At 59.9% G+C, this 24,558-nt stretch carries 22 protein-coding genes; 12 read left to right on the top strand and 10 right to left on the bottom strand.

Annotated elements, in window-relative coordinates; all coding sequences use genetic code 11:
* Window positions 1-82 precede the first annotated feature (82 nt).
* The gene (yihA, locus tag FBY04_RS25550) at window positions 83-724 is read right to left on the bottom strand and encodes a ribosome biogenesis GTP-binding protein YihA/YsxC (RefSeq protein ID WP_017341758.1); all 642 of its coding nucleotides are present in this window, start codon (window positions 722-724) and stop codon (window positions 83-85) included.
* Window positions 725-915: 191 nt separating this feature from the next.
* Between yihA and FBY04_RS25545 the strand changes: the two genes are divergently transcribed.
* The 7 genes from FBY04_RS25545 to FBY04_RS25515 all read left to right on the top strand — a co-directional run bounded on the left by FBY04_RS25545 (window position 916) and on the right by FBY04_RS25515 (window position 8,214).
* On the top strand, window positions 916-1,206 hold the full coding sequence (locus FBY04_RS25545; protein WP_003196231.1) for a cytochrome c5 family protein: 291 nt from the start codon (window positions 916-918) through the stop codon (window positions 1,204-1,206).
* 46 nt (window positions 1,207-1,252) lie between these two features.
* Window positions 1,253-1,864 (top strand): cytochrome c4, encoded by a 612-nt coding sequence (locus FBY04_RS25540; protein ID WP_084317516.1) that lies wholly within the window; start codon window positions 1,253-1,255, stop codon window positions 1,862-1,864.
* 200 nt (window positions 1,865-2,064) lie between these two features.
* Complete coding sequence (locus FBY04_RS25535) at window positions 2,065-2,706, top strand: thiol:disulfide interchange protein DsbA/DsbL (protein ID WP_084317517.1); 642 nt, start codon at window positions 2,065-2,067, stop codon at window positions 2,704-2,706.
* Between the two features lie 14 nt (window positions 2,707-2,720).
* Window positions 2,721-3,599: an endonuclease/exonuclease/phosphatase family protein gene (locus tag FBY04_RS25530; RefSeq protein WP_084317518.1), complete on the top strand. Its 879-nt coding sequence runs from the start codon at window positions 2,721-2,723 to the stop codon at window positions 3,597-3,599.
* Window positions 3,596-5,641 carry a diguanylate cyclase gene (locus FBY04_RS25525; protein ID WP_145317835.1) on the top strand — a complete coding sequence of 682 codons (2,046 nt, stop codon included), beginning with the start codon at window positions 3,596-3,598 and terminating at the stop codon, window positions 5,639-5,641. The genes FBY04_RS25530 and FBY04_RS25525 overlap by 4 nt, the downstream gene beginning before the upstream one ends.
* Window positions 5,642-5,744: 103 nt before the next feature.
* Window positions 5,745-6,524, top strand: a complete 780-nt coding sequence (locus tag FBY04_RS25520) for an N-acetylmuramoyl-L-alanine amidase (protein WP_084317520.1) — start codon at window positions 5,745-5,747, stop codon at window positions 6,522-6,524.
* A 76-nt stretch (window positions 6,525-6,600) separates the two neighbouring features.
* Window positions 6,601-8,214: an EAL domain-containing protein gene (locus tag FBY04_RS25515; protein ID WP_084317521.1), complete on the top strand. Its 1,614-nt coding sequence runs from the start codon at window positions 6,601-6,603 to the stop codon at window positions 8,212-8,214.
* A gap of 7 nt (window positions 8,215-8,221) precedes the next feature.
* Here the strand turns inward: FBY04_RS25515 and FBY04_RS25510 are convergent, their stop codons facing one another.
* Both FBY04_RS25510 and algB read right to left on the bottom strand, forming a co-directional pair.
* The gene (locus FBY04_RS25510) at window positions 8,222-10,012 is read right to left on the bottom strand and encodes an ATP-binding protein (RefSeq protein WP_084317522.1); all 1,791 of its coding nucleotides are present in this window, start codon (window positions 10,010-10,012) and stop codon (window positions 8,222-8,224) included.
* 10 nt (window positions 10,013-10,022) lie between these two features.
* Window positions 10,023-11,369, bottom strand: a complete 1,347-nt coding sequence (gene algB / locus FBY04_RS25505) for a sigma-54-dependent response regulator transcription factor AlgB (RefSeq protein ID WP_084317523.1) — start codon at window positions 11,367-11,369, stop codon at window positions 10,023-10,025.
* Between the two features lie 436 nt (window positions 11,370-11,805).
* On the opposite strand from algB, the gene FBY04_RS25500 reads away from it, so the two are divergent.
* The 5 genes from FBY04_RS25500 (at window position 11,806) to FBY04_RS25480 (ending at window position 16,272) form a co-directional block, all read left to right on the top strand.
* The gene (locus FBY04_RS25500) at window positions 11,806-12,096 is read left to right on the top strand and encodes a hypothetical protein (RefSeq protein WP_145317832.1); all 291 of its coding nucleotides are present in this window, start codon (window positions 11,806-11,808) and stop codon (window positions 12,094-12,096) included.
* An 81-nt stretch (window positions 12,097-12,177) separates the two neighbouring features.
* Window positions 12,178-12,342, top strand: a complete 165-nt coding sequence (locus FBY04_RS25495) for a DUF1328 domain-containing protein (RefSeq protein ID WP_003177151.1) — start codon at window positions 12,178-12,180, stop codon at window positions 12,340-12,342.
* Window positions 12,343-12,344: 2 nt separating this feature from the next.
* Complete coding sequence (locus FBY04_RS25490) at window positions 12,345-12,809, top strand: inhibitor of vertebrate lysozyme family protein (protein WP_145317829.1); 465 nt, start codon at window positions 12,345-12,347, stop codon at window positions 12,807-12,809.
* 715 nt (window positions 12,810-13,524) lie between these two features.
* The gene (gltP, locus tag FBY04_RS25485) at window positions 13,525-14,856 is read left to right on the top strand and encodes a glutamate/aspartate:proton symporter GltP (protein WP_145317825.1); all 1,332 of its coding nucleotides are present in this window, start codon (window positions 13,525-13,527) and stop codon (window positions 14,854-14,856) included.
* 186 nt (window positions 14,857-15,042) lie between these two features.
* Complete coding sequence (locus FBY04_RS25480) at window positions 15,043-16,272, top strand: nucleoside recognition domain-containing protein (protein ID WP_084317526.1); 1,230 nt, start codon at window positions 15,043-15,045, stop codon at window positions 16,270-16,272.
* 118 nt (window positions 16,273-16,390) lie between these two features.
* Here the strand turns inward: FBY04_RS25480 and FBY04_RS25475 are convergent, their stop codons facing one another.
* The 7 genes from FBY04_RS25475 to FBY04_RS25445 form a co-directional block, all read right to left on the bottom strand.
* Window positions 16,391-17,014, bottom strand: a complete 624-nt coding sequence (locus tag FBY04_RS25475) for an ABC-type transport auxiliary lipoprotein family protein (protein ID WP_084317527.1) — start codon at window positions 17,012-17,014, stop codon at window positions 16,391-16,393.
* Window positions 17,011-17,925 (bottom strand): MlaD family protein, encoded by a 915-nt coding sequence (locus tag FBY04_RS25470; protein ID WP_256667164.1) that lies wholly within the window; start codon window positions 17,923-17,925, stop codon window positions 17,011-17,013. Before FBY04_RS25470 ends, FBY04_RS25475 begins: the two co-directional genes overlap by 4 nt.
* 25 nt (window positions 17,926-17,950) lie before the next feature.
* Window positions 17,951-18,754 (bottom strand): ABC transporter ATP-binding protein, encoded by an 804-nt coding sequence (locus FBY04_RS25465; protein ID WP_084317529.1) that lies wholly within the window; start codon window positions 18,752-18,754, stop codon window positions 17,951-17,953.
* On the bottom strand, window positions 18,751-19,899 hold the full coding sequence (locus FBY04_RS25460) for an ABC transporter permease (protein ID WP_084317530.1): 1,149 nt from the start codon (window positions 19,897-19,899) through the stop codon (window positions 18,751-18,753). Before FBY04_RS25460 ends, FBY04_RS25465 begins: the two co-directional genes overlap by 4 nt.
* 54 nt (window positions 19,900-19,953) lie before the next feature.
* A complete protein-coding gene (locus FBY04_RS25455; protein WP_084317531.1) occupies window positions 19,954-20,982 on the bottom strand; it encodes a DUF5924 family protein in 1,029 nt (342 codons plus the stop codon).
* Window positions 20,983-21,188: 206 nt separating this feature from the next.
* Window positions 21,189-22,565 carry a pitrilysin family protein gene (locus FBY04_RS25450; RefSeq protein ID WP_084317532.1) on the bottom strand — a complete coding sequence of 459 codons (1,377 nt, stop codon included), beginning with the start codon at window positions 22,563-22,565 and terminating at the stop codon, window positions 21,189-21,191.
* Window positions 22,566-22,759: 194 nt separating this feature from the next.
* Window positions 22,760-24,418: a Na/Pi cotransporter family protein gene (locus FBY04_RS25445; protein WP_084317533.1), complete on the bottom strand. Its 1,659-nt coding sequence runs from the start codon at window positions 24,416-24,418 to the stop codon at window positions 22,760-22,762.
* Window positions 24,419-24,558 lie beyond the last annotated feature (140 nt).

Below are 24,558 nucleotides of genomic sequence, written 5' to 3'. Positions count from 1 at the left end.
GGTCCGGAACTTGAACCCCGGAACTTCCCCCTCCCCATAAGAAGTCCGGGGTTTTTTTTGCCCGCGTTTTTTGTAAATGAGCTTACTCCGCGAGTTCCGAGCCTTTGTCCGCCAGTTCCATCCAGCCGGCCAATACAGTGTAGGCGTCTTCCAGGCCCATGCGTTTTGGCGCCGAAAACAGCTGGATGCTGATCGCATCACCCCAGCCTTTGCGGATGTCCGACTGAACCTTGAGCAGCACGTTTTTCGCAGCGCCGTAAGTCAGCTTGTCCGCTTTGGTCAGCAGAATGTGCATCGGCATGCCGCTGGCGACGGCCCAATCAAGCATCAACAGGTCGAAATCGGTCATTGGATGACGGATGTCCATCATCAGAATCAGACCTTTCAAACTCTCGCGACCACCCAGATAAGCTTCGAGGTGACGCTGCCAGTGCAGCTTCAACGGGATCGGCACTTTCGCGTAACCGTAGCCCGGCAGGTCGACCAGACGACGATCATCGTCTAGCTTGAAGAAGTTCAAGAGTTGCGTGCGACCCGGTGTTTTCGAGGTCCGCGCCAGGCTGGCATGCGTCAGAGTGTTCAACGCGCTGGATTTACCGGCGTTGGAACGCCCGGCGAAGGCCACTTCAAAGCCTTCGTCGTCGGGGCATTGGTCGACTTTGGCAGCGCTGAGCATGAAGGTGGACTGTTGGCACAGGCCGAGGATGGGGTTCTTGAGTTGCATGGGATTTCCGATGTGGGCGGCGCCGGGAATGGACGCGGCAAGCGGTGTCGTTTCCGTTTCAGTGACGCCAGTATATAATGCCGCAGATTTTGTGTGCGCTTTGTCCCAGCGTAGGATGAAGTTCACGAGAGCGATTGACCTTGATTGCGCACTAGAACGCAGAACGCTCTCAACCCTGAAAAGGTCGTTTTATGACGAAATGGCTGCTAGCTGCCGGTGTCTTGATGCCGCTTTACAGCGCTCAGGCTACACAGGATCCGGAAGCTGTGTACAACCGTGTTTGTGGTGCCTGTCATTCCGGCCAACTACCCATGGCGCCCAGAAAGGGCGATCAGGAAGCTTGGACGCCGAGGTTGGCGAAAGGTATGGAGACGCTGGTGCAACACGTGACCCAGGGTTTCAAGGCGATGCCGCCGCGTGGTTTGTGCATGGACTGCAGTGCCGAGGATTACCGAGCCATCATCCAGTGGATGAGCGAGTGATCCCGGTCCATAACTCTTTAACCCTTAGCCGTAGTTGGATTAGCTGATGAACAAATTGATCGTGAGTCTGCTGTTGACCGTGGGGATCTCCGGCATAGCCCATGCTGCAGGTGATGCAACTGCTGGTCAGGCGAAAGCCGCAGTATGTGGCGCCTGTCATGGCCCGGATGGCAACAGCATGGCGCCTAACTTTCCGAAACTGGCAGGTCAGGGCGAGCGTTATCTGAACAAGCAGCTGCACGACATCAAGTCCGGTAAACGTACGGTACTCGAAATGACCGGCCTGCTGACCAACCTGAGCGATCAGGACCTGGCCGATATCGCCGCCTACTTCGCCAGCCAGAAAGGCAGCGTTGGCGCCGCCGACCCCAAAGTCGTGGCTCGCGGTGAAGCACTGTTCCGTGGTGGCGACCTTGCCAAAGGCCTGCCAGCCTGCACCGGCTGCCACTCGCCAAACGGCGCAGGCAACGCGGCTGCCGGCTTCCCGCACCTGGGTGGCCAGCACGCTCAATACGTTGCCAAGCAACTGACCGACTTCCGCAAGGAAGAAGGCGGCCGTACCAACGACGGCGACACCAAAACCATGCAGACCATTGCCAAACGCCTGAGCGACGAAGATATCGCAGCGGTGTCCAGCTACATTCAGGGCCTGCACTAAGACTGGCGAATCGAGCGTCGAACGGGACGTACATCTCCTGCAACGTTAACGCTCTATTAATCCGTCGCAGCAAGTATAAAAAGGGTGGCTCAGGCCGCCCTTTTTTGTGCCTGCTGCCGTTACACTACAGAACTCAAGCCCGCCATGGCCTGTCTGAAAACAGGTCGCGCGAGGCGACCCAAATTGTCCAGGAGTAAAGCATGCGTAATCTGATCATCAGCGCCGCACTCGTCGCTGCCAGCCTGTTCGGCATGACTGCCCAAGCCGCCGAAGCACCCGCCGCCCCTTATGTCGAACTGAGCAATCCGGTTCCGGTCGCTGTGCCTGGCAAGATCGAAGTCGTTGAGCTGTTCTGGTACGGCTGCCCGCATTGCTACGCTTTCGAGCCGGTGATCAATCCTTGGGTCGAGAAGCTGCCTTCCGACGTGAACTTCGTTCGTATTCCAGCCATGTTCGGCGGCCCATGGGACGCACACGGCCAAATGTTCCTGACCCTCGAAGCCATGGGCGTCGAGAGCAAGGTTCACGCTGCGGTGTTCAACGCGATTCAGAAAGAACACAAAAAGCTGACCGATAAAAACGATATGGCCGACTTCCTGGCGACTCAAGGCGTAGACAAGGACAAGTTCCTGGCGACCTTTGACTCCTTCGCCGTTAAAGGCCAGATCGTCAAAGCCAAAGAACTGGCCAAGAAATATGAAATCTCCGGCGTGCCAACCATGATCGTCAACGGCAAGTATCGCTTTGACGTGGGTTCTGCCGGTGGCGCCGAGCAAGCCCTGCAACTGGCCGACAAATTGGTCGACAAAGAGCGAGCGGCTAACAAGGCTGCTGCCAACTAAGCGCGGGGCCTGCCATGCGCCGCTGGGGTACTGAACGCATCGTTGGCCTGCATGATCCGCGGGTCAACGAACATCACCTGGAGTCGACGGGCCTGCCCGCAGACAGCCGTCTGCGCTTGCTCAGTTTCAATATCCAGGTCGGCATCAGTACCGAGCGGTATCGGCACTACCTGACCCGGGGCTGGCAACATTTGTTGCCGCATACCGGGCGTGCTGACAATCTGCAAAAGATCGGCAATCTGTTGGGCGACTTCGATCTGGTTGCCCTGCAGGAAGCCGATGGCGGCAGCCTGAGATCCGGCTACGTCAACCAAGTCGAACACCTGGCGCAACTCGGCGCTTTCCCCTACTGGTATCAACAACTCAATCGCAATCTCGGCCGTCTCGGCCAGCACAGCAATGGCGTGCTCAGCCGCCTGCGCCCGTGGGCGATTGAAGATCATCCGCTGCCGGGGCCCAAGGGTCGCGGGGCAATCCTGGTGCGTTTTGGTGAAGGCCCGGAAGCGCTGGTGGTGGTCATGATGCACCTGGCCCTGGGCGCCCGTGCCCGGAGCATGCAACTGGCTTACATCCGCGAGCTGATTGGCGGATACAAGCATCAAGTGCTGATGGGCGACATGAACACCCACGCCAGTGACCTGCTGCAAAATTCTCCGTTGCGCGACCTCGGCCTGCTGGCACCGCAACTGGAAGCGACCTTCCCCAGCTGGCGCCCGCAGCGTTGCCTGGACCACATTCTGCTGAGCCCGACCCTGACGCTGGAAAAGGTCGAAGTGCTGGCACAACCCATTTCCGATCACCTGCCGGTCGCGGTAGAGATTCGTCTGCCGGGTTCGCTCACGGCCGATGCATTGCCCGCGTTGAGTCCTGCCCCTCGCGGAACCCATGAATGAGCGACGAAACACAACGCTGGAAAGAGAAATACCTCAAAAGCATCGAACAACAGGAAAAGCTCGAGCGTCGCTGGGACGCCCGGCTCGACCTGCTGCGGCGCGGCCTGGTGCGCAGCACGCTGGCGGCCGAGGGCACCGACCGCGCAGTTGACCAATGCATGAAAGAAATGCGCGAAGTCATCCGCACCAATGACATGGACGCCGGTCTGGCGGCACTGCTTCCGCGCCTGGAAAAAGCGGTACTCGACTCTGAACAGCGTCGCGAAACCCGAGTCAATCAGACCAGCGCCGCACTGACCGCGCTGGTGGCGCAACTGCAGACATTGCCGCTACCCCGTGAAGTGAGCCGCCCACTCAAGAACTTTGCCAAAACACTGGACGGACGCGTCGGCCAGGCACGAGAGATCCCGTTGCTGCTCAGCGAGCTGAGCGGCCTGCAAGGTAAAGCCTTGAATCAGCTGGAGAACCCGGCGGAACCCGGTCGTCCGGGCTTGTTGCAGCGCTTGTTTGGTAATCGTGAAACGGAAGATGCGATACAGCAGGTGGCCCCCCCGGAGGCGCAAGCGCCCACCCCGCCGCCTGTCGAAGAGATTGCTGCGGCACCTCCCGAACTGCCGCGAGCGATCGTCGATCCCGCGCCAGTTGCCGACGAGCCACGCGTGACGCCGCCCTCCGATCATCCTGCCGAGCCCGATCCAGAGGTGATCGAAGCACCCGCTGAGACGACGCCAATCGCTGAAGTCGTGGCATTCGTGCCGCCAGTCCATGAGCCCCTGCGAACGCCGGAGGCTCCTGTCCAGCCGGAAAGTGAACAACCAGAGCCACCGACACCCGTCGCCTCCCCGGCCGCCATGTCTACGGTTGTCGAGACTCAACTGGCGACCAATCCAGACGAGTTGACCCCGACGGTAATTCTCGACAGCGCATTGGCCGCCATCGATCCGGAACAATCTGAACACGATATTCTCTACGCCCTGCCCGACTCGCCAGAACCGTCCTACAGCTCCGTCGCCAAGCACATCGAAGACACGCTTCTGGGTCTGCTGGACGACCTTTCGCTGCCCGAGCGCCATCGGCCACAAGCCGAAGCGATGCGCGATCGCCTGCAAAACGGCTTGAACTGGTACGAGTTGCTGCCGATTCTCGACGATCTGGCTACATTGATGCTGGCGATCAACGACAGCGGCCAGCATGAATTCGAAGTTTATCTGCAGCAACTCAACGAGCGCCTCGAGTCATTCCAAAGCAACCTGCAGGCCGCCAGCGAAGGTCATGCCGACAACCACTCTGCCGCACGCGAAATGGACTCGCAGATCCGCGAGCAGGTAGACGGCCTGCAGAGCAGCATGCAGGAGGCGGCGAACCTCGACGATCTCAAGCACGTCCTGGAGAACCACCTCGAAGGCCTGCTGGGGACCATGGATCAGCACCAGAAGCAGCGCGACGAGCGCGAGCAGGAAGTGGCGGCACGCCTCAAAAGCCTGGCCGAACGCGTGGCGCACATGGAGCAGGAAGCCCAAGGCTATCGCGAGCACCTTGAAGAGCAGCGCCAGAAAGCCTTGGTCGACCCGCTGACCGGGCTGCCCAACCGGGCGGCCTGGAGCGAACGGCTCGATCACGAAATCAGCCAGTGGCAGCAACACGGCAACAACCTGTTGCTGGCCATGCTCGACCTCGATCATTTCAAACGCATTAACGACAACTATGGTCACCTGGCGGGCGACAAGGTGCTGAAAATCATCGCCAGCGTGTTGCGCAAACGCCTGCGCGGCACCGATTTCATCGCGCGGTTTGGCGGTGAAGAGTTTGTGCTGTTGATGCCGGGCACGGTGCCAGCGGCGGGGGCAAAACTGTTGGAAAACCTGCGCGCATCCATCGAAGCCTGCCCATTTCATTTCAAGGGGGAGCCAGTGACCATTACCGTTTCGATGGGGATGACGGCGTTCAAACCCGGAGAGCACAGCGATATGGTGCTCAAAAGAGCCGATCAGGCGTTGTACCGCGCCAAACATGCAGGCCGCAATCGGATGGAATTCGGCTGAGAGTCAATTGTTCCATTTTGTTTAAATGGTCCCGCTAGCCGTCGTCACGCAAGGCATTACGTTACACTGTTGCATTACTGTCTTGCGTGTACTGTCCTTTGCCATGAAATATCTTGCTCTCTTCGTGTCGCTTCTATTGGCCGGCTGTGCCAGTGGCCCCCGGTTCGACACCAGCCATCCTTCAGCCAATCACGACAGCCGCATTCAGTTCGTGGTGGTTCATTACACCTCCGCATCGCTGGAACGCTCGCTGCAACTGCTGACCCACGGCGAGGTCAGCAGCCACTACCTGATCGGCGATGATAAAAACGCCACCATCTATAAGTTGATGGATGAAAACCTGCGGGCATGGCACGCCGGAGAAAGTGAATGGCAGGGTCGGACCTGGTTGAACTCAAGCTCCATCGGCATCGAAATCGTCAACCCAGGATTCAAGGCAACCCCGACCGGAGGGCGTTACTGGTACCCCTACAGCGAAGCCCAGGTCCAGTCGTTGATCGTGTTGCTCAAGGACATCAGCAAACGTTACGCCATCAGTCCGCGCAGTATCATCGGCCATAGCGACATCGCACCGCTGCGCAAGCTGGATCCGGGGCCCGCTTTCCCCTGGAAACGGTTGGCGGCCGAAGGTCTTGGCGTCTGGCCGAACGAACAGGCAGTGGCGCGCCAACAGGTGCAGTTCAACGCTGAACTGCCGAGCATCAGCTGGTTTCAGGGACAACTGGCTCGCCTGGGCTATGCCACGCCGCAAACCGGTGAGCTGGATGTTGCGACACGTCACGTGATTGCAGCTTTTCAGATGCATTTCCGGCCATCCCTCTTCGACGGTATGCCAGACGCGCAAACGGCCGCTCTTCTTCAAGTATTGAATCAGACAAAATAATGACGCCCGCCCGACGGTCCGGGCTTTTTCTCAATCAGCAGCTATAACTCATTGGTAATTCTTCGGATATTCCCACATGACCGCTGCTCGAGAGACGCTTCGTAGCTGGTTCTATCGCCCATGGTTTTTGGCGATGCTGGCTGCTGCCCTGAGCAGCGTATTGCTATTGGCGCTCAGCCTGTTCGTGGCAATGCATCAGATCGAGCAGAACGAAAGCCAGGAAATGAACGCGCAGGGTGAGCGATTTCTTGCGCGCCTGGAGCAGTTGTTCGGGCAGCTGCGCGAAGGACTCGATGATCTGGAGGCCCAACCGCTGCGAACCTGCGACAAAGACATGATCGCCACTTTGCAGCAGGTCACCTTCAATTACCGCTTCGTTTACGAGGCCGTCTATATGGATGCCTCGAAGATCTGCTCTAACCGTCCGCGCCAGGACGGAACGTCACTGGCACGACCACCGGACATCAAAGACCCCACTTACAGTTATTGGCTGAACACCACCACCGAACCGGATGAAAACCGGGCCGCGCTCATGCTCGGGCGTGGCAATTTCCGTGTCGCGACCTCTCGCGGACATTTGACCGACATGGTCGACCTGTCGCCGGGCAGCAGTCTTTTGGTGATACTCGACCACGGTACCCGCGCGATTCCGGTGCTGGGCTCCCCGCAAGCCTGGCCACCGACCAAGCCTTGGCCACCCAAAGGCAGTGATGTCTTGCAAGTCACCCCGACTCGCTTGATTTATCTGATGCCGACCAAAAGCCCTGAATACCAATTGGTGCTGATCACCCCGCGCACCGGCGTGAATGTACCCGCCGCCTGGTGGTGGCTGGTGCCGGCCAGCCTGGCGCTGGGAGTCGTCGTGGGCTTCATGGTGTTTCTGCTGGTGCGGCAGCGACAGTCGCTGGACGCCGAATTGGCTGGCGCGATACGGCGAGGCGAGTTGCAGGTGTTGTACCAGCCCATCTTCGATCTCGACAGCCGCAACTGTGTCGGGGCTGAAGCCTTGCTGCGCTGGCGCCGCCCGGATGGCACCCTGACCAGTCCCGACCTGTTCATTCCCATGGCGGAGAACACGGGCCAGATCCGCCAGATGACCGACTTCGTCCTGCAACGCTTGCTGGAGCAGCTTGGGCATTTGTTGCGGGCCAATCCGCAACTGTACATCTCGGTCAATCTGGCAGCCTGCGACGTCATGGTGCCGCGTATCGGTCAGGTGATGGCGCGCCTGTTGATCCTGCACCGTGTGGCGGCCAAACAGATTGCCTTTGAAGTGACCGAGCGCGGTCTGATCGATGTGGTGGTGGCCCGGGAAAACCTGCAAGCCTTGCGCGACGTCGGGCATCAGGTGTTGATCGATGACTTTGGCACTGGCTATTGCAGCCTCGCCTATCTGCAAACCCTGCCAGTGGATTGCCTGAAAATCGACAAGGCGTTTATCGATGCGCTGGGGCATGACGCCGCCAGCAGCGGTGTGGCGCCGCACATCATTCACATGGCCCAGGCGCTGCAACTCAAAGTGATTGCCGAGGGCATCGAACATGAAGCGCAAGCAGCGTTTCTGAGCAGTGAAGGGGTGAAATACGGTCAGGGCTGGTTATTCGCCCATGCGTTGAGCGCCGTTCAGTTCATCGAACTGATTACACGTGGCCGGCGATTGACCGGCCGACGCCTGGATGACGAAGCGTAAGCGCACGTTAAACCGCCAGCGCCATGTAGAACTGAGTGCCCTGCCCCGGCCGCGAATAGACGCCCATTCGCCCACCGTGCAACTGCACGATTTCCTTGCACAACGCCAGGCCAAGCCCCGCGCCACCCTTCTTGCGCCCGACCTGTACAAAGGGTTCGAAGATCCGCCCCTGCTGGCCATAAGCGATACCTTCGCCATTGTCCTCAACGCTGATAATCACCCGTTCGCCGTGGCGTCGCGCCTGCAAGCGGATCTGGCCATCAGCGCCGGTATGACGCAACGCATTGTCGATGAGGTTATCGAGCACCCGGTCGAGTTGTGGCTGATCGGCCTGCAACCACGGCAATGGCCCCTGCACTTCGACCAGCAAATCGATGCCCTTCTCTTGCGCGGTATCGGCAAACCTCGAACGGGCCTGCTCCAGCAGCTCCTCGATGGAGCACGGCGCCAGGGAAAGTTTCTGCAAGCCGTTCTGGTAGCGCGAGAAATTCAGCAGGTCGTTGATCAACTGCATCAAGCGCTGCATTTCTTCATTCACGGTGTCGAGCAGGTCGGCCTCTCGCGAGTCCTCGGGGAAATGCGCGCGCTCGCGGAACAGGCCGAACGCCATGTGCATCCCGGTGACCGGCGTACGCAGCTCATGGGAGGCGCGCAATACAAATTCGCTGCGCACCCGTTCGAACGCCCGCTGCTCGGTGACGTCATGCAGCACCATCACCGCTCCCAGGATGTGGCCCTGGGTATGACTGACCGGCGTCAGGCTGTAAGTGAGCAAGCGCGATTCACCATCGACCTCGATACTCAGGTCTTCCGGTGCGCGCTCCAGCGTGCCTCCGCGCAGTACCAGTTGCAGCTGTTGATCCAGCTCGGGGCGTTCGAGCGCCGAGCCCAACCCTTGGCCGAGACGGTCGGTATCCCAACCCAACTGGCGCTGCGCCACCGGGTTGAGGTGTTCCAGATGACCATCGCGGTCGATCATCAACAGACCGTCGTCAATGCTGTCGAGTACCGCCTGCAGACGCTGCTGGCCCGCGAGCAATTCGTCGATATTGGTGGCTTGGTGCTGACGCAGCGCCTCGGCCATGATCCCGAAGCGCTTGGTCAGCTGATTCATTTCCACCGCCGAAGAAATCGGCAGGGTCACCTCGAAGTTGCCCTGGCCGATGTGATCAGCGGCCTGAGCCAGGGCTTCGATCGGCTCACCGAAACGTCGAGCGATCGCATGGGCGGTTACGAAACCTATGATCAACACTGCCAGCCCCACCAACCCAAGCAGGCCGGCAATCAGCAGCGCCCGATCCCGGGCCTGGCGTTGCGTTTCATTGATGCTGTCCAGCGCGCGCTTGTGCTCGGTGATCAGACCGTTGCGCAGCACATTGAATTTTTCGGTAAGCGCTTCGTTGCCACTCAACACATGGGACGGATCACTCGACAGGGCCAGCGCCTGAAGAAAGCTCAGGTAATCGTTTTTGGCTTGCAAGAATCCGTACTTGCGCCCCTCGCTGCCCTGATCACGGGCGATGCCTTCATCCAACAGCTGAACATAATGCTGCTTGGACGCTTCGAATGCCGCCGGGTCGGGTTTGTCGCTCATCATCAGAATCAACTGGTCGCCCAAGGCCTGGCGCAATTTCAGGCCCAGATCCAGAGTGGCGAAGTCGTTGCGCACCAAGGCTTCCTGGGTTCCAGCCATCTGCATCACACTGATCAGCCCGAGCAACAGCCCAAGCAGCGCTACGGTGATCAGAGCGGAAATACTCAGAAAAAGCCGAGTACGCAACTTCATCGCCAGTTTCATCGGGCAGGACTCACAGGTTGTACTGCTTGCGTTTGCGGTACAGCGTCGAAGCGTCAATGCCGAGTGTCTTCGCGGCCTGGTCCAGTGTGTCGGCGGTGGCCAGCACCGCGCCGATGTGCGCCTTCTCCAGTTCGTCCAGACTCAGTGCAGCGCCAATGCGTGGCGCATTGTTTACCGGGGTCTCTGCCATCCCCAGGTGGCTGATTTCGACGCGCTCCTGTGGACAAATAATGCTCGCCCGCTCAACCACGTTACGCAACTCTCGAATGTTCCCCGGCCAGCGGTAGCTCAACAGCGCTTCACGGGCCTCGTCGCTGAAGCCTCGCGCCGGGCGCGCGTATTCCTTGACGAATCGAGCCAGGAAGCGGTCAGCCAGGTTCAGGATATCCTCCCGGCGTTCGCGCAACGGCGGCAGATGCAAGGTGATGACGTTCAAGCGATAGAGCAAATCTTCACGGAAACGGCCGTCGCGCACCATGTCTTCAAGATTGAGGTTGGTAGCGGCCAGGATGCGCACATCGGCACGGCGGGTCACGGGATCGCCGACCCGCTCGTATTCCTTATCTTGAATGAAACGCAGCAACTTTGGTTGCAATGTCAGGGGAAAATCGCCGATCTCGTCAAGAAACAGCGTGCCCCCATCCGCCTGATTCACTCGTCCAAGGGTACTTTCGCTCGCCCCCGTAAAAGCCCCACGGCTGTGGCCGAAGAGTTCGCTTTCCATCAATTCGGCCGTCAGCGAAGGGCAGTTGATGGTGACGCAGGATTTTTTCGCTCGCTTGCTCCAGCCGTGAATGGCTTGGGACAGTTCGCCTTTACCGGTGCCGGACTCACCGAGAATCAGAATGTTGGCATCGGTACTGGCCACTTGGCGGGCGGTTTCGAGCACCACTTTCATGGCCGGGCTGTGGGAGTCCAGGCCGTCCTTGGGTTTGCGCACTTCACCTTCCAGCGCCTCCAGCCGTGCCGACAGTTGCCGAACTTCGAGTTGCTTGGCGGTGGCCAGGCGCAATTGATCGGGGCTGCACGGCTTGACCAGATAATCAGCGGCGCCCGCCTGAATCGCATCGACGGCGGTGTCCACGGCCGAGTGAGCAGTGACGATGACAACGCGCATCCACGGCGCCTGAATACGCATCTGGGCCAGTACATCGAGGCCGTTGTCCTCGCCGAGGCGCAAATCGAGGAAGCACAGGTCAAACACCTGGCGTTGCAACAACGCATCAGCCTGCGCCGCACTGTTGGCGGTGGCGACGCTATAGCCTTCGTCTTCGAGGCAGTAACGGAACGTTCGCAGGATGGCGGACTCGTCGTCCACCAGCAGAATGCGGCCCTGATGCTCGGTGGCTGATTCCATTTTCCTACGCTCCTTAGTGAATGATCTTGGTTAGTCCGGGAAAAATCGGGCAAGTTGCATGGTTGATTCTGGTCGATTCCGACCACATCAGGGTAGCTATCTGCTCACCCTACGGCTAATCGCCTGATTTTGTTGTTTTTTTATCGGATCGCTGGTTTCAGGTGCGCTCCCGACTTCCTGTGAGACATCTACGCCCTTCCCGCAATTCAAAAATTCTGAAAGCGCCTGCAAATCAATCGTGCATTACGCACGACGTCAAATTGGTCATCGTGCAGGATGCGTCCTATGCGATTCCTACAACAAATATAACTTATTGATTTTATTATATTTTTTATTCAAAAAAAGCTGGCATGCAGGCTGCAATGATCTGACCAACAAGGGCATCAGAACCGTCGCCCTCAACAAGATCACCACACAGTGTGGGAGGAGCTTCAGGATGTGTCGCCAACGTGCCGCCCAATTGCGTATCTCGCCACTGCATATCCAGCAAGGCCTGTTTGCTGTCCTGGCGCTATTAATCACCTTGATCGGCGGCCAGCAGTTTCAACGCTGGGAGCAGAGTCAGGAGCAAGAAGCGCCACGCCTGTCGATTCCGCATCCGACCCAAACCCACTTCAGCGCCGTCAGCAGCAGCAATTCCGCCGACAGCGCCCCCATGCGAATGATGGACGTCGACCAGGCTCAGCCTGCGGATGAGATGCAACGTCAGGATCGCTGGGTGTTTTAAACACACGAACTTGGCGCATTCGATGCGCCGGGACACGCATCACAAGCATCACCTCTAAATAGAAGCGTAAGGAGAATCACCATGTTGAGCTGGGCAATCACATTCTTGATCATTGCCATCATCGCTGCAGTACTGGGCTTCGGTGGTATCGCGGGCACCGCCACGGGTATCGCCAAGATTCTCTTTGTCGTGTTCCTGGTGATGTTCATTGCTTCGTTCTTCTTTGGCCGTCGCGGTCGAGGTTGAAGATGAGCGTTTTACTGAAAACGATGGCAGCCGCCCTGCTTCTGGGCGGCAGCGCCATTGCGATGGCAGCTAATGATGGCCAGTCGCGGGTCAACGAGTTGTTGAGCGCAGACCCGCAGTTCCACGACACCTGGCAAGGCGTCGTGAAGAAGGAAGAACGCCTGCCGGAATGGGTGATGAACCTGTCCGGTGACGCCGAACAAATGAATGCCGTTGAAGAAGATGGCGATAAGTATCTGGTGGGGCCGCTCTGCGAATCGCAGGGTACATGCCTCAACAAACGCCTGATCGTGGCCGTCAGCTTCGACAAGAAGGATGCCTACGGCATGTTGGTCGAAGTGCCTGCAGGGTTGCCGGCCGACAAGTCGCCCACGCGGCATGCCGACTACCGCTTCCTCGGCAAGCCTGACCAGGGCATGCAGGACCTGTTGATGGAGCAACTGAAGAAAGATCCGAACTGGTACTGAATTTGTCACATGAAAGAAGCAGCATTGCTTCTCTCTAATGCGCTACCCGAGGAAGGTAGACGCATGACCAAGGGGTCGGGACGTTCTGCCTGTTTCAGGGGCGGAGTGACCTACGGGTACAGGGAGTGCCTGCGCAAGGGCCGGGTCAGGTAAAAGCTGCGACGCAAGTTCGCCGTCCCCAGATGGCACGACGGACTTGCGGAGAGCTTATGCGCGCAATGCGTTGAACTGCAGCGATCCATTCGATTTCGTTCCTCACGCCCCATTCGTACGAATGATCACCGGAAAATACGCCTCCCGGTATTTCTTGCGTGACCGTACATCGAGAAAAAACCGCCTGATTTTGCAGTGATTTCTCGTCCCTTATGGTCGGTTTCTTCTGAAATACCCCTCCCGCGAAAATGAGCAAAAAACACCCACCCTGCCCGGAAATGGCCGGTTCACGGCACGTATGCCTGCCGAAATGTCACATTCGAACTGTTTGCGACGTCGGTTTCAGCAAAAAAACCTCATGCCGATTCGGCATAGGGTAGGCGTTTACGGCATTAGACGTCGCTTCCTTGCATCGGAATAGTTGCGCCTTTTTTCGCCTGCCAGAGAGCCATGAACAATCGCTCCGGGGCACCTTATACGGGGGCAGATGCTCAAGACTTTTTCGCCACAAGCGTTCCAGTTGCTGCATCTGCCCGAGTCAAACGCAAGTAAGGGTAAAGATATGAAGAAGGCAAAGCTCAGCCTCGCCTGGCAGATCCTCATCGGTCTGGTATTGGGGATTGCAATCGGTGCGCTGCTCAACCATTTCAGCGCCGAGAAGGCCTGGTGGATCAGCAACGTCCTGCAACCGGCAGGCGATATCTTTATCCGTCTGATCAAGATGATTGTGATCCCGATCGTGATCTCGTCACTGATCGTCGGTATTGCCGGCGTTGGTGATGCGAAAAAGCTCGGCAGCATCGGCCTGAAGACCATCATCTACTTCGAGATCGTGACCACGATCGCTATCGTTGTCGGCCTGGTGTTGGCCAATGTGTTCCACCCGGGCGCCGGCATTGACATGAGCACGCTGGGTACGGTGGACATTTCCAAGTACCAGGCCACGGCGGCCGAGGTTCAGCATGAACATGCGTTCATCGAAACCATCCTCAATCTGATCCCGTCGAACATCTTCGCCGCCATCGCTCGCGGTGAAATGCTGCCGATCATCTTCTTCTCGGTGCTGTTCGGTCTCGGTCTGTCGAGCCTCAAGCCCGAATTGCGCGACCCGCTGGTGACAATGTTCCAGGGCGTTTCGGAAAGCATGTTCAAGGTCACCCACATGATCATGAACTACGCCCCGATCGGCGTTTTCGCACTGATCGCGGTGACTGTGGCCAACTTCGGCTTCGCGTCCCTGCTGCCGCTGGCCAAACTGGTGATCCTGGTTTACTTCGCCATCGCCTTCTTCGCCTTCATGGTGCTGGGCCTGATTGCCCGCCTGTTCGGCTTCTCGGTGATCAAGCTGATGCGCATCTTCAAGGATGAGCTGATGCTGGCGTACTCCACCGCCTCCTCCGAAACCGTGTTGCCGCGTGTGATCGAGAAGATGGAAGCCTACGGCGCGCCGAAAGCCATTTGCAGCTTCGTGGTGCCGACCGGTTACTCGTTCAACCTCGACGGTTCGACCCTGTACCAAAGCATCGCGGCGATCTTCATTGCCCAGCTGTACGGCATCGACCTGTCGATCAGCCAGCAGTTGCTGCTGGTGCTGACGCTGATGGTCACCTCCAAAGGTATCGCCGGTGTTCCGGGCGTGTCCTTCGTGGTGTTGCTGGCCACTTTGGGCAGTGTGGGGATTCCGCTGGAAGGCCTGGCGTTCATTGCCGGTGTCGACCGCATCATGGACATGGCGCGTACCGCACTGAACGTGATCGGCAATGCCTTGGCCGTACTGGTCATCTCCCGTTGGGAAGGCATGTACGACGACGCCAAGGGCCAGCGCTACTGGAACTCGCTGCCGCACTGGCGCAGCAAGGAAAAATTGCCGGCAGGCGAGATTTCCCGCAACTAAACCTGTAGGAGCCGGCTTGCTGGCGATCCGGACACTGCGGTTTATCAGACATACCGCGTTATCGTTCATCGCCAGCAAGCCGGCGCCTACAAGATGTGGCATTTATATGAACCCCGGAGAAATCCGGGGTTTGTCGTTTCTGGCTACCCCGCTATCATTCGCCACATTCTTCGGGGGATTCAACTGATGCTCAATGGCCTGTGGCTTGGCTTCTTCATCGTGGCGGCCGTATCGGCGCTGGCGCAATGGCTGATCGGTGGTAACGCCGGGATCTTCGCGGCGATGGTGGAAAGCATTTTCGCCATGGCCAAGTTGTCGGTCGAGGTCATGGTCCTGCTGTTCGGCACCCTGACCCTCTGGCTGGGTTTTCTGCGCATCGCCGAGAAGGCCGGGATCGTCGAATGGCTGGCCAAGGCGCTGGGCCCGTTGTTCCTGCGCCTGATGCCGGGAGTGCCCGCAGGTCACCCGGCCATCGGCCTGATCACCCTGAACTTCGCCGCCAACGGCCTGGGCCTGGACAACGCCGCCACACCAATCGGCCTCAAGGCCATGAAGGCGCTGCAAGAGCTCAACCCCAGCGACACCATTGCCAGCAACGCGCAGATCCTGTTTCTGGTACTCAACGCCTCCTCCCTGACCCTGCTGCCCGTGACGATCTTCATGTACCGCGCGCAGCAAGGCGCGCCGGACCCGACGCTGGTGTTCCTGCCGATCCTGCTCGCTACCAGTTGCTCGACACTGGTGGGATTGCTGTCGGTGGCGGTCATGCAGCGCCTGCGCCTGTGGGACCCGGTGGTGCTTGCCTACCTGATCCCCGGTGCCCTCGCCCTCGGCGGCTTCATGGCGTTGCTGGCGACACTCTCGGCGACTGCTCTGGCCGGCTTGTCCTCGATCCTCGGCAACGTGACGCTGTTCGGCCTGATCATGCTGTTCCTGGTGATCGGCGCGCTGCGCAAAGTGAAGGTTTATGAGGCGTTCGTCGAAGGCGCGAAAGAAGGCTTCGACGTGGCCAAGAATCTGCTGCCGTACCTGGTGGCGATGCTGTGCGCGGTGGGCGTGCTACGCGCGTCCGGAGCGCTGGATTTCGGCCTCGACGGGATTCGGCATCTGGTGGAGTGGGCCGGTTGGGACACGCGCTTCGTCGATGCGCTGCCGACGGCGATGGTCAAGCCGTTCTCCGGCAGCGCGGCCCGGGCAATGCTGATTGAAACCATGAAGACGTCCGGGGTAGACAGCTTCCCGGCGTTGGTGGCAGCGACGATTCAGGGCAGCACGGAAACGACGTTTTATGTATTGGCGGTGTATTTCGGCGCGGTGGGGATTCAGCGGGCGCGGCATGCGGTGGGGTGTGCGTTGCTGGCGGAATTGGCCGGGGTGCTCGGGGCCATTGGCGTTTGCTACTGGTTCTTCGGTTAAACACAAAACCTTGTGGGAGCGGGCTTGCTCGCGATGGCGGAGTGTCAGGCAACATCAATGCTGACTGACACACCGCTTCGCGAGCAAACCCACTCCCACATTTGATCTGTGCAGGGCTTCAAGGTCGCGGTGGCGGCGCGACTTTCTGTCCTTGCTCAACCGCCCAACTCACCACCTGCGCCGTCAACTGATCACTCGCCTGGCCAAACCCGACCACCACCGCTGGCACCTTCACATCGCTCAGCGGCTGACGCACTTCAAAGCGGCGACTGGCGAGAATCCGCTGGTCATAACCACGCACCAACAACGCATCGAGACGCACAACGACACTCGCCGCTGTGCCTTGGTATTCAGTCTGGAACGCCTGCAAGCTCCCGCCCAATTCCAGGTCCGCCTGGAAATTGCTGTCGTCGGTGCTCAGCAACGCAACCCGACCGTCACGCTGAAAACCATCCAGCAGACGATTACGCAACAGCACCGGCGCCGGGTCGCTCCAGCGTGAAGCCTTGTAGCTGCTGATCAGATCGCCTTGCGGAATCACGGCGATCTGCGGACTGTTCAACGCCTCGCTGGCCTGCGGCTTGGTCAGGCGCAGGGACCAGCGCTGCGGCGTGCCGTGGCTGGGAGAAACGCTCTGGGCCGAAGGCAACCGATACACATCGGACGGCTCGGACTTGGGAAGGATCGAGCAAGCGCTGGTCAACGCAACAGCGCCGAGGAGGGCAATGTGACGCAGCTTCATGGCGTGAACTCCTTGTTCTTGTCATTGCCCAGCAGGTAACCGCTGGGGTTGGCTTCCAGGCGTTGGGAAATCGCCCGCAACGACGTCAGGGTGTCGCGCAACTCGCGCACTGCCGGGGCCAAGCCGTTAAGACCTTGCATGCCGCTGTTGAGGGAATCCTGATTGTTGGTGAGCAACTTGTTGATCGTCGCGCTGCTTTGTTCCAGCGACTTCATGGCCTGCTCGGCACTGCCGAACATCTGTTTGCCCTGATCGTTGAGCATGCCGTTGGCGTTGCGCATCAGCGCCGACGTCTGCTCCAGCATCGCGCCGGCCTGCTTGCCGACCGACGCCAGTTGCTGCATCGCCTGACGGATGTCGCCGCGCTGATCGGCGATGGTGCCGGTGGTTTGTTCCAAGTGTTCGAGGGTCTTGCTGATGCGCTCGACGTTCTCCGCGGAAAACATCTGATTGGCGTTGTGCATCAAGACGTTCACACCGGCCATCAAATCGTTGCTGTCGTTGAGCAGCCGGGCGATGGGCGAGGGCGATGCGATGATGGTCGGCAAATTACCGTCCTTGCCCCTGAGCGTCGGGCTTTGCGGCGTGCCACCGCTGAGCTGGATGATCGACGTACCGGTGATCCCGGTCAGAGCCAGTTTGGCCTGGGTGTCTTCCTTGATCGGCGTATCACCGCCCAGGCGAATCCGCGCCAGTACGCGGCGCGGGTCTTTCGGGTCCAGGCGCAACGTCACCACATCGCCGACCTTGATCCCGCTGTACTGCACCGCGCTGCCTTTGGACAAACCGCTGACCGCCTCGTTGAAGACGATTTCGTAATCCTTGAACTCGGTATCGACGCTGGACTTGGCCAGCCACAAGCCGAAGAGCAGGGCGCCTGCCACCACAATCACGGTGAACAGGCCGATCAATACATGATGGGCTCAGGTTTCCATGTCAGACCTCATTCAACTGTTGAGCGGCCGTCAGCGCCGCGCGGCCGCGAGGGCCATGGAAGTATTCGTGAATCCATGGGTCGTCGGTTTCCGAGACCTTGTCGATGGCGTCCGCCACCAGCACTTTCTTCTGCGCCAGCACCGCCACGCGGTCGGTGATGGTGTAGAGCGTGTCGAGGTCATGGGTGACCAGAAACACACTCAAACCCAACGCGTCGCGCAGGGTCAGGATCAACTGATCGAAAGCCGCCGCGCCAATCGGGTCGAGGCCGGCGGTGGGTTCGTCGAGGAACAGGATGTCCGGGTCCAGCGCCAGCGCGCGGGCCAGTGCCGCGCGCTTGATCATGCCGCCGGACAGCGAAGCGGGGTACTTGTCCGCCGCCGACAGCGGCAACCCGGCCAGCGCCAGTTTGACCGCCGCCAGGTGTTCGGCATCGTCGCGGCTCAGGCCTGCGTGTTCGATCAGGGGCAGGGCGACGTTTTCGGTCACGGTCAGCGAAGAGAACAGGGCGCCTTTCTGGAACAGCACGCCGAAGCGTCGTTCGACCATCGAGCGCTCGTGTTCGGGCAGCGTCGGGAGGTTCTTGCCAAAGACCTTCACCACCCCTTCGCTGGGCTGGCGCAAGCCGACAATACTGCGCAGCAGCACCGATTTGCCGCTGCCGGAACCGCCGACCACGGCCAGGATTTCGCCCTTGTACAGATCCAGGTCGAGGTTCTCGTGCACGCTCTGGCGGCCAAAACGATTGCACAGCCCACGGACTTCGATCACCGCCTCGGAGGGCGCTCGGGGTAGACGACTCACCAGCCCATCTCCATGAAAAACAGTGCGGCCACGGCGTCGAGCACGATCACCACGAAAATCGACTGCACCACACTCGACGTGGTGTGCGCCCCCACAGACTCGGCGCTGCCGCTGACCTTGAAGCCTTCAAGGCAACCAATGGCGGCGATGAGAAATGCAAAGATCGGCGCTTTGACGATCCCCACCAGAAAGTGTTGAACGCCGATGTCGGTTTGCAGCAGCGAGAGGAACATCGCCGGCGAAATATCCAGCGCCACGGCACAGACCACGCCACCGCCGACAATCCCCGAGAGCATCGCCAGAAAGGTCAGCATCGGCAGCGCCACCAGCAGCGCCAGCACACGCGGCACGACGAGCAACTCCATCGGGTCGAGGCCCAGGGTGCGAATGGCATCGATCTCTTCGTTGGCCTTCATCGAGCCGATCTGCGCGGTGAAGGCACTTGCGGTGCGGCCGGCCATCAGGATAGCGGTGAGCAGCACACCGAATTCGCGCAGGAAGGAGAACGCCACCAGGTCCACGGTGAAAATGCTCGCACCGAAACTCTGCAACACCGTCGCCCCGAGAAACGCCACCACGGCGCCCACCAGAAACGTCAGCAGGGCAACGATGGGCGCGGCGTCGAGGCCGGTCTGTTCGATGTGCGCGACCATTGGCGTGATGCGCCAGCGTTTGGGGCGCAACAGGTTGCGGGCGATGGTTTCCAGGATCAGGCCGACGAATCCCAGTAGTTGCAGGGTGTCCTGCCAGACGGCATCCACCGCGCGGCCAATGCGGGTGAGCAGTTGAATGCCGACGCCGATTTCCGGTTCCTTGATCGGCACGCAGAAGTCGGTCATTGAGCAATAAACGGTTTGCAACAAGGCACGATCGGCGACGGACAACGTGCAATCGGGATGTTCGGCGGATTTTCCCAGGCGCTCCGAACCGAGCAATTCCACCAACAGCGAGGCACCGGCGGTGTCGAGCGCGCCGAGGCTGTTGAGGTCAATGTGGGTGCTGTCGTCGTATTGGCCGCGAAGCTTTTCGCTCAGTGCCTTGAGATCGGCGTAATGGGCAAGCGTCCAGTCACCCATGACCCGCAATTGCGCAGGGGTGTGCGAGGTGTCCATCAAGGCACTGCCGGGCGTTGTGCTGCTGGTCATAAGCTCCGTGCTTGTTCGGCTGTTACGCAGAGCTACGTAATAGCACGAACCGCATTACTTTTCTTTGATCGGTGTGCTGTCCGTGATCTTGAAGCGCAACACACCGATCAACTGGCCGTCCTCGGTCAGCACCCGAACCTGCCACTTGCCCGCCGGGTTACCGGGGAAGTTCTGCTTGTGGGTCCAGGCGCGATAGCCTTCCTTGCGCCCGCCGTGGATATCCAGTGCGATGCGGTCGACTTCTTTTCCGTTGAACTGCCAGACATGGTAAATCCGCTCATCGAGACCGCGCGGCGCGTTGATCGCCGTGTAGGCGTACAGGCCGTCGCCTCGGATCTGTTCCGCGCTGACTTCTTCCAGACTCTTGCCGGGCGTGCGGTCCTGCATTTGCGTGCTGATCGCTACATCGGTCATCCACAGCGTGGCCGGCGGCACCCACGAGCGCAGCACCCAACCCACGCCGCCGATGCCGACGGTGATGCTCAGAATAGCCAGCGCGTTGCGCACCGTCCGGATCGGGAAGATCGACGCCAGGCTCGGGAACGACAGGACGACGGCCGTGCCCAGAGCCAGCTTGAAACTCTGGGACGTGGTCAGGTGCAGGATGACGGGCAGGGCGGTCAGCAGCGCAGCGAACAGCGTCAGCGTGTGCAGCGCCAGGAACGCCCAGCGCCGGGGCGCCAGCCATTTGTAGTAGAGCGGGTCGGTGATGGAAATAAGCGCGGCGATGCCCAGCAGCCCGGTGAAAAACAGCTGGCCGCTGTTCCAGGTCGTGGTGATGAAAAAGAACGGCAGGACGAAAAACAGACTTTCCTGGTGAATCATCTGCGTGGCGTAGCGCAGCAGCGGCTGGGGGATCTCGCGCTTGAAGATTCGGGTGAAGAGCTTGGTGAGGCTGTTTTCCAGCATCAACCAGATCCAGCTGAGCACCATGATGATGGTGATCCAGGTCGCCAGGCCTTGCTGACGGTCCACCAGCATGAAACTGCCGACCCCGGAGATGAAACCGCCGAGCGCAATGACCCCCGGATAGCGCTTCATCAATTCGAGGATGCGCTGTACGAACAAGGTCAGGGTAGGCATTCGGCGATTCACAATAGTCGTGGGAAAAATCCCCGACAGGTTACCGCCCGTGGGGCGGTGTGGCGAGGGTCAAATCAGCTTCGCGAGGGCACGCCGGCCTGTAGGAGCCGGCTTGCTGGCGATGCACTTCAAGGCACCGCGTTAACCCAGGAAACACGCGTTATCGTTAACGACCTTCACCAGCACGCCGGCTCCCACACGGGTAATTATTGTTTGCGATGGATCCGCCAGGCCAACAATCCGAGCACCATCAAGGCAAACACCCCGACAACCACCCACATCACCTGGTCATAACTCATCAACGGCTTCTCGATCCGCAGATAGCCCGGTTGCAACAGCAATTCGCGCATGGCCTTGTTGGCCTCTGCCAGCGTCACGCCCTGCAGCTCCCTGGCCGGGTCAGCGAAACGGCCTTCCTCGTAGTCGCCCAGCGCGCTCCAGTAGTAATCGGCCAGCGCGCTGTTGCCTTGCACGGCCCAGGCCTGACGGGCAATGGCGGCCTGCTTGAGACGGTTGAAGGTGTCGGCGTCGAGGCCGTCCTTGAGCAACCCTGCCTTCAACTCTTCCAGTACTTGCTCGGCCTGGGGCACATCGTCGCGCTCGACATCGGCGTTGAGGCTCATGAAACCCACTCCGCCAAACACCTCGCGCTCGGCCGAGGGGCCGTAGGACAAACTGTGCGCCAGGCGCAACTGGCGATAGAGCGCCCAGTCCAGATAGTCCTTGAGCAGGTCGAAGGTTTCGTCGTGCTGGTCTTCCAGCACCGGCTCCGGCACCAGCCAGTGCAACTTCGCTCCACCGCCGACAAAGCCGTGACTCAACGTGCGCTCGTGGGCCGCGCTGGCCTGGATTTGCGGCAGTGGCGGGTGATCGGTCGGGGCAACCGCCTCGAGTGCGCCCCACGCCCGTTCCAGATAAGCCGGCAGCAAGCGGTCGAGGTCGCCGACCATGATCAGTGTCATGTTGTTCGGCGCGTACCAGGCCTTGCGTGCCGTCTCCAGTTGTTCACGGGTCAGGTGATCGACCTCAGCCCGCTCCGGGCACTTGAGCCCCAGCTCCACGGCCAATTGATTGCTCGCCGTGTGGCCCAGATCCTGACGATCCAGCCAGCGTTGCAAGTGTGAGTAATGGCCACCGTCCTCGCGCTCGACCACCTGTTTGGCGGCGTTGATCGCGTTGTCGTCGATTCGGGTCTGGGTCAGCAGCGCCAGCAGCAGGTCGAGGACCTTGCGCTGGTTTTTCGCCGGGGCCTCGATGACAAACGTGGTATCGGCATTGCTGGTGTAGGCGTTCCACTCACCGCCGAGCGCTTGCATGCGTTCTTCCAGACCGCCTTCGCCGGTGGCGTCGATGCCGCTGAACAGCAGGTGTTCGAGCAGATGCGGCAGCTCCTTTTCGGCGCAGCTGAAATCATCGATACCGACGCCGACCACCAGCCGAATTGCCACATGCCCGCGTTCGGTGCCGGGTTTGAGCAGCATTTGCAGGCCATTGGGCAGCGTATAGCCCTCGACCTGAAAGCGATCCAGGGCAAACGAAGGGAGAGATGCAAGCAACAGACAGGCGAACAACAGACAACGCATAGCACGCTTCCAGGCAATCAATCGGAGATCCGTGTCGTCAGTCTGGCCGTCTTCGCGAGCAAGCCCGCTCCCACAGGTGATCGAGTCAGACTCAATTTCTGAGTACACCTAATATCCACTGTGGGAACGGGCTTGCTCGCGAAGACAACCTGAAGGCTGAATACATGTTACTGACTGACCACACTGCCAGACGTTCAAGGCGAATGTGTGATGTCAGCCAAATCGTCGACGGCCAACGCGCCAGTGTCCGATGTTTCCAACACCACATATGCACTGCTGCAGAACAACGAATTCAGGCGCTTCATGTCAGCGATCAGCTCCAGGTGCAGCGAGCTGGTCTCGATACTCTGCACGATCTTACGTTGCAACCGGCTGACGTGCGCATGGGCCAGGCGGCGTTCCTGTGCGCGAAAGCGACGCTTCTCACGCAGCAACTGGCGGGCACTTTCCTTGTCGGCGCTGAGGAACACCGACAATCCCAGGCGCAAATTGGAGATCAGCTGACTGTGCAGCCCCGCCAATTCGTCCAGTCCGACCTCGGAAAAAGACCGGCGCTGCGAGGTTTTCTGTTGCTGCACTTTGCGCAGCATGCGCTCGATCAGGTCGCTGGCCAGTTTGAGGTTGATCGCCAGTTCGATGATTTCCGCCCAGCGCCGGCTGTCGTGCTCGCTCAGGTCCTCGCGGGGCATCTGCGCCAGATAGAGCTTGATCGAGCTGTAGAGCGATTCCACATCATCGGTCAGACGGCGCATTTCCTGGGTGACGGCGGTTTGCTTGCCGCGCAGCACGTCGAGCATGGCCTCGAGCATGTTGTCGATCAGATCGCCGATACGCAGGGTTTCCCGGGCGGCGTTGGCCAGCGCCAGGCTGGGGGTCACCAGCGCCGTCGGGTCAAGGTGCCGCGGTTTGGCGGTGCCATTGATTTCCGGCCGCTCTGGCAGCAGCCAGGCACAAAGCCTGGCCATCAGCCCGACGCTTGGCAGCAGGATCAGGCAGCGTACCGTGTTGTAGAGCAGGTGGAAGCCGATGACCATTTCCTGGGGGCTGAAATCCAGACTGTCGATCCAGTGCACGAGCGGATCGAGCACGGGAATGATCAGCAACAGGCCGATCAGCTTGTACAGCAGGCTCCCGAGCGCCACCTGGCGGCCCGCGGCGTTCTGCATGCTGGTGCTCATGAACGCCAGAATGCCGCTGCCGATGTTGGCGCCGATCACCAGGCCGATGGCCACGGGCAAGCTGATCACGCTGGCGCCGGCCAGGGTTGCGGTCAGCAGGACGGCGGCCAGGCTGGAGTAGGAAATCATCGCGAACAGAGCGCCGACCAGGGCGTCGAGCAGGATGTCGCCGGTCAGCGAGGCGAAAATCACTTTGACCCCTTGGGCGTGGGTGATCGGCGCAGCCGCTTCAACAATCAGTTGCAGCGCCAGGATGATCAGCCCCAGGCCGATACTGACGCGGCCCATCTGCCCGAGCCGCGTCTGTTTGCGCGACAGGAAGAAAATCACTCCGAGGAAAATCAGCAGCGGCGACAGCCATGACAGATCGAAGGTCAGGACCCGTGCCATCAATGCCGTACCCACGTCGGCGCCGAGCATCGTCGCCAGCGCCGGCATCAGCGCCATCAAGCCCTGACCGACAAAGGACGTGACGAGCATGGCCGTGGCGTTGCTGCTCTGGACCATGGCGGTCACGACAATGCCGGCGATGAACGCCAGCCAGCGCTTGGACATGTTCTGGCCAATCACGTGGCGCAAGTTAGAGCCGTAGACCCGCAGGATGCCGGTTCGGACGATGTGCGTGCCCCAGATCAACAAGGCCACGGCCGATAACAAATTGAGCAGGGTGAGCATACGGGCCCCCTGTGGTGGTAGCGCCCCAAAGGAGCAAGTTGACGGTGCCGCGCGACTTTCTACGTTGTGTACTTAAGCTGTAGTTGGCTAACGGTCTGGGCGCCAGCATCGCATAGCTAAAGAGGCGATTGAAACAAAAC

Origin of the sequence: Pseudomonas sp. SJZ080, assembly GCF_007828295.1 — a bacterium.
Classification (GTDB): Bacteria; Pseudomonadota; Gammaproteobacteria; order Pseudomonadales; family Pseudomonadaceae; genus Aquipseudomonas; species Aquipseudomonas migulae_A.
This window is presented reverse-complemented; position numbering and strand designations above follow the sequence as displayed.